The sequence below is a fragment of the Bradyrhizobium sp. WYCCWR 13022 genome, assembly GCF_030435535.1.
In the GTDB taxonomy this organism is placed as follows: domain Bacteria; phylum Pseudomonadota; class Alphaproteobacteria; order Rhizobiales; family Xanthobacteraceae; genus Bradyrhizobium.
In genome coordinates this window covers 22,009-28,008 of sequence record NZ_JAUIZJ010000033.1, presented here as the reverse complement: position 1 = coordinate 28,008, position 6,000 = coordinate 22,009, and the positions used below count along the sequence as shown (strand labels likewise).

Sequence of the window (6,000 nt, the reverse complement as noted above, 5' to 3'; positions counted from 1 at the left end):
GGCGAAATCGCTAGGCTTCGTGTTGCAGGCCATCCCGGGCGACGCCAATCCGGCTGTTTCTTAGGAAGGCCGCAGCCTACTTCGCGAAGGAAGCGACATGAAGTTCCCCTTCGTTGCGAAGCACCGGACGATCTGGCCGGTGGCATGGCTATGCGATGCGCTGGGGGTGTCGCGGTCGGGCTTCCATGCTTGGCTGAATCGTTCGCCCAGCGCCAGATCCCGCAGCGACGAGGAGCTCGGCGGCAAGGTCAAGGCCAGCTTCGCCGCCAGCGACCGCACCTATGGCGCACGCCGAGTGTGGCGCGACCTGCTCGCCGAAGGGGCGGATTGTGGCCTGCACCGGATTGAGCGGCTGATGCGGCTGCAAGGCTTGCGGGCGCGGCCGCGACGTCGGCGCTTGCCGAAGGACAGCGGCGATCGACAGCTCGAGACCGTACCGGCGAACCTCCTTGACCGGCAGTTCGCCGCCGAGCGTCCCAACCAGAAATGGATCGCCGACTTCATCTATCTCTGGACGGCCGAAGGCTGGCTCTATGTCGCAGCGGTGATCGACCTGTTCTCGCGCCGCGTGGTGGGCTGGTCGATGAGTGCCGCCATGACCGCACAGCTCGTGACGGACGCATTGTTGATGGTCGTCTGGCGACGCGGCAAGCCGGATGCGCTGTTGCATCACTCCGACCGGGGCAGCCAAGGCGGATTCAAGCGGTCGTCGCAATACCAATTGTGTTCACTCACGATAGCAACTCGTCAAGGGCCTCTGCCGGCGTTTTCCAACCCAGGGTTTTTCTCGGTCGAGCATTGAGGGCCGCGGCCACAGCGGCGATCTCGTCGGCGCCGTGGACGATAAGGTCGGTGCCTTTCGGGAAGTACTGACGCAGCAGCCCATTTGTGTTCTCGTTGGTGCCACGCTGCCATGGGCTGTGCGGATCGCAGAAGTAGATTTGGACACCCGCGTCGATCTTAAGACGATCGTGCTGAGCCATTTCAGCTCCCTGATCCCAGGTCAGCGAACGACGCAGCTCTTCGGGCAAGCTGATGATGGTGCGCGTAATCGCGTCGCGCACCGCTTCAGCTCCGTGCCCTGCGAGAGTAGGCCCATTCTTCATGCGCGGAGCTTCGCCATGCCCCGCAAGCCGGGGAAGATGCAGCAACATCGTGAAGCGCGTCGTACGCTCAACCAGCGTGCCGATCGCCGAGCTGCCAAGACCAAGGATGAGGTCTCCCTCCCAGTGACCCGGCACCGCGCGATCGGCCGCTTCGGCGGGGCGTTGACTGATCATGATCTCCGGCGAGACAGAGCTCCTGTCTCGCCTGCGTACGCGCGCCCTGGGTACCCGCAACACGCGCCCCGTTCGCAAGCAGGCCGACAGTTCGCGGCGTAGCGCTCCCCGCCCCTGAACGAAGAGGGCTTGATAGATGGCTTCGTGGCTGATGCGCATCGTCTTGTCGTCCGGGAAGTCGATCGGCAAGCGTCGGGCAATCTGCTCTGGGCTCCAAGCCCTGGCCCATCGCCGATCCTTGCGCGGGCGGGCGGCCCTTCCACGGAACGGCGGGACCAGGAACGGCAGCGCCACTCAGGGTCGTGACGACGCCAGCCAGCGCTGCTCCCCATAAGTGCGCAAGGTTGTGTTGAGCGCAAGCTTGCTCGGTTTGGGTCGACGGGCCGATCGCTCGGCGTGCCATTGGGCTGTCGACGCACGATACTCCAGGCCGCCGCTGCTCGTCGCGGCATTGCGTCGTAGCTCACGGGAGATAGTCGAGACGGATCGGCTAAGTCGGCGCCCGATCTCGCGGCTCGAAAGGCCCTGAACGCGAAGAAGTGCAATCTCCTCACGTTCCGCAAACGAGAGGTACCGCCCGGACGGCGGCTTGGTCGAAGTACTGAACATCGCTGGTGCCATGCCGCCCGCGTCGGAACAATCTGGTTCCGACAGGCTGCGACATACCAGCCGCCAATGCAGCATCCTCGCTGGTCATCCCCTGCGCGATCCCCAACCAAAATCGCTGGAGTGCAGATCGCCCCGCTACCGGCGGTCGTCCCCGTGACGGCAACGGCGCCCGTCCAGAACGGTGTGATCGTCGCTTTCGAATCCCATCGCAACCTCCTTCGTTCAGGTGTTGCGACGACCGCTTGAATCCGCCCAGTACACAAGCGAGCAGTTCCAGCGCCTGATGGCCGACAACGGCATCGTTTGCAGCATGAGCCGCTCCGGCAACGTCTGGGACAACGCGGCGATGGAAAGCTTCTTCTCCTCGCGCAAGACCGAGCGTACGGCCAACAAGATTTATCGAACCAGAGACGAGGCACGCGCCGATGTGTTCGACTACATCGAACGATTTTACAACACGACGCGCAGGCACTCGACCATCGGCTATCTCAGCCCGGTTGAGTTCGGGCGTAAGGTGGGATTAGCTTGACCGGGTGTCCATCAAACCGGCAGCAGCTCAGTCACGTGTTTCTGTTTAGAATGCACGAGCCGCTCAACAGACACGCCAGATTGTTCATCCATGCGACGCCTTCGGAGCCACTTGATCTAGGACTGACAAAGCCTATAGCGCGCCAATCAGGATGAGAGCGCGTATTGCCTCATGTACTGATGCTCCCGGGTGCGATCGGTTGCCTCATTTATTTTGCTCCTGGCTTGAGTTGAGGAGGAGACCGGGTGCGGAGATGGCCGGGGTTTCGGAGCGCCCGGCCTCCTCCGCTGGTACCTCGCACGTCATTGGAGTGTTGTGACCTCGTACCCTGGCGGCATTTTCTCGCTAGGAGCGAACAGCAGCGCGTTCGCTTGCTCGCTGCGCCAGGATTTCAGCCGACGTTGAAGCGTTCGAAGAAGCTTGTTCGGATAGGCTCCAGGATATTCCTCCTGCAAGCGCGAGAGCAGTTCGCTGCCAGTCCGCCAAGGCTCGGTTTCAAACCATTTTCGCAACTCTGGCGTTGCTCGGATGTGCGGGTCGGGACGACGTCGGCCTCTCTCCGCCTTCACGAGTGGCCGATCCGTCGGTCGCATAGCTCCGTCCTTCCAGGCCGTGCGCAGGCTTGCCAGGAAGCGATCGATCGATTGCGATGCCGCAGCAGGATGGCCGATTGGTTGGGTGTCCCCGAGGACCGCGAGGCGCTCCTGCACGTCGCGGATGTCGCGCAACAACGCGACTGGATCGAGGGCGGCATAGATTTCTTGGAGATGATGGCGGACAGCGTCAGGCGTGCGGGCGTCCGCTGCCAGGCGCTGGTGTGGTGTAGCCGGCGCGCTGTATGTCTTGCGTACACGGGCACCGTCGCGCTGCTTGGCTATCAATTTGAACGAGGGTTGGAAGAAGTTCACGAACAGCCGCGCCGATCGATAGAGTTCAGCCAGCAGCTTGGCCGCTTCCAGGCGCCCTCGAACCGACGATAGCCGACTATCCTGCGCACGACGGCGCCGTTCTTCTGCTCGACGAACGCCTGGTCATTTTTTCGGTAGGGCCGGCAACGCGTGAAGACGATGTTGGCCGCCTCGCAGTAGGCTTTCAGCGTCTCGTTCATGAACACGGTATCATTGTCAGTATCGAAGCCGAGCAGCGCAAAAGGCAATTGTTTGCGCAATTCCGTCAGCACCGTGCTCAACAGCGTTTGTTCGCGCACGATCAGAGGAGCGCACTCCGTCCAGCCGGTAGCAATGCCGGTGAGCACGAGGGTCTGGATGAAGCTGCCGCGCGCAGATGGACCGCTATGCGCGACAAGGTCGGCCTCGACGAATCCGGGCGCCGGATCATTCCAATCTGCCGACGTCCTTATTGGAGCCCTGCGACGCAGGGAATGCGTCGCGTGCCGCTGTCGGGCGACATGGAAAATTGACCCCCTGACGACACGAGGAATTGCCCCCCTCGCGACACGGTCAGAACGGGGGTTTTTATGCAGCGACTCAGTTCAGGTCCTCTGCGGTTCAAAGATCCGCGGAGGGAGGCCATGCTGGAGCCGGACGAGGTTTCGGCGATACTCCGGCTCAACGAGCTGGGGTGGGGTAGCAAACGGATTGCCCGGGAGCTCGGGATTAGTCGCAACACGGTGAAGGACTACGTGGCGGCCGGCGGCTGGACACCCTATCGGCAGCCGCAGCGCAAAAAGGCGCTCGATGGCCAGGAGACCTGGCTCAAGGAGCGCCTGCGGCAGCACCACGGCAATGCCGATGTGATTCGCCAGGAGCTGGCAGCCGAGAAAGGCATCATCGTCAGCCTGCGCACGGTCGAGCGGGCGGTACAGCGCTATCGCCAGGAGCTTGCGGCCGAGGCGCGCGCGACGGTGCGGTTCGAGACACCGCCCGGCAAACAGCTGCAGATCGATTTTGGCGAGCGGCTGGTCGAGATCGGTGGCAGCAAGGTTCGCGCCTACCTGTTCGTCGCCACGTTGGGCTACTCGCGCCGGCACCATGTCAGAGCATTCCGCAACGAACGGCAAGAGAGCTGGTTCGATGGCCTGGAAAGCTCCTTCGTGAAGTTCGGTGGCGTGCCCGAGGAGGTACTGTTCGATAATGCGCGTGCGTTGGTCGTGGAGCACGATGCCGCGATGCGCACCGTCGTGTTCAATGACAAGCTGACCGCGTTTGCCAAGCACTGGGGGTTCCGGCCACGGGCCTGCGCGCCATATCGAGCCCGCACCAAGGGTAAGACCGAGAATGGCGTCGGCTACGTCAAACGGAACGCGGTCGCCGGCCGCACCTTCCCGAGCTGGGAAGCCTTTGAGGCGCATCTTGAAGCTTGGACGCGGGAGATCGCCGACCTACGCCAGCATGGCACGACTGGCGAAGCACCAATTGAGCGCTTCAGGCGCGCTGAGGCGCACGCGCTGAAGCCCATCGCTGGGAGGCCGCCCTTCCAGGCCGCACGTGAACTGATCCGGCGCGTGCAGGCCGACTGCGCGGTCGAGATCGATGGCAACGCCTACTCTGTGCCATGGCGGCTGATCGGCGAGACGGTGAGAGCGACGATCGCCGATGGCGTGGTGCGCATCCACCACGGGATCCATGAGGTGGCCGCTCATCCGATCTGTGTCGGTCGGCGCCGTCGCGTCGTTGACCCTAAACACTTTGAGGGCCTGACTGGCTTTAAACCGAGCCGTGCTGGCGAGCTCGCGTTATCGCCTGTCGCGCCGCCGTCGCCGACGCTGCTGCGGCCACTCGGCGAGTACGAAGCGATTGTGGGAGGGGGCTTCTGATGCGAGCCATTGTCCCCGACCGCCTGAGCGATATGCTGACGCGCCTGAAGCTGACGGCTGTCCGCGACCAACTGGATGGGTTGTTGGATGAGGCCGGTCGACAAGAGCTGAGCCTACGCGAGACTCTGGTGCTGCTGTGCGAGCGCGAGATCGCCCGCAAGGATGAGCGGCGCATCGAGATGACGCTCAAACTTGCTCGCTTCCCGTTCGTTCGCGATCTGTCGGGCTTCGACTTCTCGGCCCAGCCCTCGCTGGATCCGAAGCAGATACGCGAGCTTGCGAGCGCCCGCTGGATCGCCAATGGCGAGAACGTGCTGCTCCTTGGGCCACCTGGCGTTGGCAAGACGCACCTTGCGGTCGCGCTTGGGCGCGAAGCGATCCTGGCTGGGCATTCCGTTCAGTTCGTCGCAGCCACGACTGTCGTTGCGCAGCTTGCCAAAGGTCACAGCGAAGGCCGGCTCGAGGAGCGACTCGCGCAATTTGCCAAGCCAAAGCTCCTGATCATCGACGAGCTCGGGTATCTGCCCTTTGAACCCGATGCCGCGCATCTGTTCTTCCAGCTCGTTAGCCGTCGTTACGAGAGAGGCGCGATCCTGCTGACCAGCAACCGCAGCGTCGGCGAGTGGGGCTCGGTCTTCAGCGACCCCGTGGTCGCCACCGCGATCCTTGATCGTCTGCTGCACCACAGTCACGTAATCACGATCCGCGGCGACAGCTATCGCTTGAAGGAGAAGCGCCGCAGCGGACTTCTGCAGAAGCCCGCTGTACCAGAAGCCAAATCGGAGAAGAAGTCGTGACGCAAGCCG

The 6,000-nt window shown here is 63.0% G+C and carries 2 protein-coding genes and 4 pseudogenes; 4 read left to right on the top strand and 2 right to left on the bottom strand.

Translation table 11 applies throughout. The features are described from left to right. Nucleotides 1-64 precede the first annotated feature (64 nt). Nucleotides 65-691: pseudogene (locus QY049_RS34350) on the top strand (IS3 family transposase); the annotation flags it as partial. A 40-nt stretch (nt 692-731) separates the two neighbouring features. Here QY049_RS34350 and QY049_RS34345 read toward each other — a convergent pair. Further along, a pseudogene (locus QY049_RS34345) lies at nt 732-1,944 on the bottom strand (IS30 family transposase). A gap of 195 nt (nt 1,945-2,139) precedes the next feature. On the opposite strand from QY049_RS34345, the pseudogene QY049_RS34340 reads away from it, so the two are divergent. Beyond that, nucleotides 2,140-2,418 (top strand): annotated as a pseudogene (locus QY049_RS34340) (IS3 family transposase); the annotation flags it as partial. A 302-nt stretch (nt 2,419-2,720) separates the two neighbouring features. Here the strand turns inward: QY049_RS34340 and QY049_RS34335 are convergent. Further along, nucleotides 2,721-3,820 (bottom strand): annotated as a pseudogene (locus QY049_RS34335) (ISNCY family transposase); the annotation flags it as partial. Nucleotides 3,821-3,949: 129 nt separating this feature from the next. Here QY049_RS34335 and istA point away from each other — a divergent pair. Together istA and istB are read left to right on the top strand one after the other, a co-directional pair. Then, nucleotides 3,950-5,194 carry an IS21 family transposase gene (istA, locus tag QY049_RS34330; protein WP_128955111.1) on the top strand — a complete coding sequence of 415 codons (1,245 nt, stop codon included), beginning with the start codon at nt 3,950-3,952 and terminating at the stop codon, nt 5,192-5,194. After that, nucleotides 5,194-5,991: an IS21-like element helper ATPase IstB gene (gene istB / locus QY049_RS34325; protein ID WP_128929835.1), complete on the top strand. Its 798-nt coding sequence runs from the start codon at nt 5,194-5,196 to the stop codon at nt 5,989-5,991. The genes istA and istB overlap by 1 nt, the downstream gene beginning before the upstream one ends. Nucleotides 5,992-6,000: the final 9 nt, after the last annotated feature.